The following is a 3,110-nucleotide window of genomic DNA, read 5'->3' as shown; positions in this document are numbered from 1 at the left end:
AATACTCAAAACAAAAAAGAATGATTATGGATAAAAAAGAAAAGAATTTTGCCACATACAAAGAATTTGCAAAGATGCTTAGGGAAGTGGCAAACATATACTCTAAACTGGGTGACGAACCATTGTTGAAAGAAGGATATGAGTATAACGCCATTAGAGATGCTGTTCAGTATGTAACGAACAAACACGATTTTGGTTACTTTATACAGCCTTGGAAGGATGAGTTTCTACGTATGCCTTTTGATGTGACGAAGCGAAAAAAATGGGCTGATTATGTGGCTGAATGCCATGCTACAGGAAAGGAAATAGATTACGATAATTATGATTGGGATAAATGACCATAATTTTTCGAATAGTGTGAAAGGGAATAGATGTCATATAATCAAAATATAGATAGAATGTTTATTGAATATAAGGTATATCGTAGGGTGTCAGATTTGAAGCCTTTTATATCTAGGGATGAACTCCCTTCTTGTCAGATGATTGGGAAAAAAAAGTTTGTAGGAAAAAAAGCAAAAATGGAGGCTGTTTATAGACTTACAGGGAAACGTTTGCCAGAAGACTATACAACAGAGCAGGTAAACAATTTTCTTACGGTAGAGCTTTTTAATACGTCTTTATGGCATAAGTATAGAAAGATTTACAATGAAGTTTCCAATGAAAAAGAAATTGTTGTTGAGAACTATAGTTATCAATATACATTAGTTGTAGAATTAGCAAATAAATCGAATTTATCATTGGATGAAGGAAAAATTGTACATTTTGTTATTTGCGAACTGTTAGGAAATCCTTGTGAAACGTATAAAGGGATGAAAAACCCTATAATTTCTTTACGAAAAGATTATGATAGATAAAGCAAAAACATTAGATGAATGCTTTAAGGAACTAATTCTTAAAAGAGGTTGGTCTAAAAATAGTCCATATGACCGCCGAACTGCATCAAGGCATAAAAAGCAATTCCTTGAAGGAACGTTGCCCGATGAATTTAAAAGAGTATATTTGCAAAGTGCTGGTTATACAATAGTGCAGCCGGAGCTTTGGCGACAGGAATTATAAAACAAAGAAAATGGACTGGAGGAACATAATAAGAAATCTATTAGAAATTATCATTGCTATTTTTAGAATGATTTTCATAGGGCTATTTTATATAGCCAAGTTTATGTTTGTGTTCTTTATTCTACTTTTTTTTGGAGTATTAATCAGTCAAAATAATAAGCGATGGTAAATAGAGAAATAAAAGCCCGAAAACGTGCGGTGAAAGAAGAAAAAGAAGAAATAGACGGTGAGATTGTTAGAATTAGGAAAGGGCATCCTCGTACAAATCTTCCTGTGAAACTCCCAGAAAATCCCACATGGCTGAAACAACCTAATGTAGTTACATTAATGGCTGGTGATTTTAAGACAGTACAGATTAGAATCTTAATTGCTGTTATAGAGAAATTACAGGATGTCATAGAATTAAGTATTCAGCATCTAGATAAATATGGTACATCTATTCCATGCGAGCAATTATCTTTATTTCAAGAATATTCAGACCGTATAAGAGTAGATATCGCATATCGGGATTTGGGCGTTAATCCAGACCAATACAAGGAAGTAAAAAGCATGGTTCGTAAATTAATCAGTATTCCTGTAGAGCTTGATGTTAAAGACCCAATAACAGGTGAGGATAGTTGGTCTATTACTGGTTTATTCACTAAGGCAAATATACCTAAAACTCCTTATTCAAGAGGTTTTTCTTTAGAAATGGATAGAGAGGTTGCTAAAGTTTTCATTAATGTTGATAGAGGTTTTACACGCTATATAAAAGAGATAGCTTTAAGAGCGCAAAGTAGATATACAATAAGAATGTATATGCTGATTAGCTCATGGAAAGAAAAAGGTGGTTTTTCTATCTATGTGGATAGATTTCGGAAATTCTTAAAATTAGAAGATAAATACCCCGAATTTAAAGATTTGTATAAACGTGTAATACGCCCTGTTTACGATGATTTGTTTGAACAGGCTGATTGCTGGTTTGAAATGGCAGAAGTTTATCGTAATTCAGGCGATACACAGCCTTATAAACTTAATTTCAAAGTTATTAAGTCTGCATTATCAAAGAAGGAAGAAGAACTATTAAAAGGACAAAAGAAGATGATAACGAATTTTTGTTCTTTGCACTTTGCAATGAAGGACGAGCATTTGCAGCAGTTTATTCCACAGATTACATTAAGCAACTATAAAGCAGTAGTAACTAAGATGCTTTATCTAGGCGAATATGTTAGAGATAACTGGAATAAAATTTCAAATAAAGCAGAATATTGTTTATCCGTATTATTAAAAGAAGTAGAAATACTCCCCGGAATGATTGGAGAAGAAAAAGAAGATGAATAAAAGTTGGGTTTTTGTCCCTAGGAGGGGTCTAAAAGTTGGGTTTTTGTCCCTAAGAAGTTGGGTTTTTGTCCCTAAGAAGTTGGGTTTTTGTCCCTAAGAAGTTGGGTTTTTGTCCCTAAGAAGTTGGGTTTTTGTCCCTGATTTTTTACCATTATCTGTTGTTTTTCAGATAGTTACCCTTTCATTTTTAAGGGTACTACCATCACTAGCTGATAAAAAAAACCTGATAATCATACCAAACACAAAAAAGGAACTTTTCTTATTACATAAACCCATAAAAAAGGAACTTTTCTCATAATCTTAACACAAACTTTAGGGAAAAGAACACTTATTAACAAAAAAAGACACTATATGATACAACTAATCAATCAAAAGTTGGGTTTTTGTCCCTATCTAAAAAAAACATATTTTAAAAAGTTGGGTTTTTGTCCCTATGCTTTTTTGATATACTGTAGGGAAAGAAATTGATACCGAATTATCATGCTCGATATGTTCTGAAGAACGCCTTTTTGATACCAAATACAAAAAGCTGCCGGAAGCCGGACACAAAAAATTGATACCATAAAACTATAGGGAAAAAGAACAAAGAGAAAACACTATATATAAATAATATATGAATATATAATATATGAACCTATAAACATATAATATATGATTAATATACTCCACTTCCAGAAAGAGCAACACGAAGAATCTTCTTTTCCCTAAAGTTCTTTGTGTCGTTTCTCTCTATA

The 3,110-nt window shown here is 32.5% G+C and carries 4 protein-coding genes; all 4 read left to right on the top strand.

Going from position 1 to position 3,110, the window contains the following annotated elements; all coding sequences use genetic code 11:
- The first annotated feature begins 26 nt into the window (after positions 1 to 26).
- The 4 genes from KTR07_RS27865 to KTR07_RS27850 all read left to right on the top strand — a co-directional run bounded on the left by KTR07_RS27865 (position 27) and on the right by KTR07_RS27850 (position 2,376).
- Positions 27 to 338, top strand: a complete 312-nt coding sequence (locus tag KTR07_RS27865) for a hypothetical protein (RefSeq protein ID WP_008765228.1) — start codon at positions 27 to 29, stop codon at positions 336 to 338.
- Positions 339 to 371: 33 nt separating this feature from the next.
- A complete protein-coding gene (locus KTR07_RS27860; RefSeq protein ID WP_217315572.1) occupies positions 372 to 854 on the top strand; it encodes a hypothetical protein in 483 nt (160 codons plus the stop codon).
- On the top strand, positions 844 to 1,056 hold the full coding sequence (locus KTR07_RS27855; protein ID WP_004295360.1) for a hypothetical protein: 213 nt from the start codon (positions 844 to 846) through the stop codon (positions 1,054 to 1,056). Before KTR07_RS27860 ends, KTR07_RS27855 begins: the two co-directional genes overlap by 11 nt.
- 162 nt (positions 1,057 to 1,218) lie before the next feature.
- Entirely contained in the window at positions 1,219 to 2,376 is a 1,158-nt protein-coding gene (locus KTR07_RS27850; protein ID WP_007559085.1) for a replication initiation protein, read from the top strand.
- Positions 2,377 to 3,110: the final 734 nt, after the last annotated feature.

It is taken from the genome of Bacteroides sp. MSK.20.82, from assembly GCF_019052485.1.
Taxonomy (GTDB): domain Bacteria; phylum Bacteroidota; class Bacteroidia; order Bacteroidales; family Bacteroidaceae; genus Bacteroides; species Bacteroides thetaiotaomicron.
Note: the sequence above shows the minus strand (reverse complement) of the source record. Positions and strands in the feature narration are given on the sequence as shown.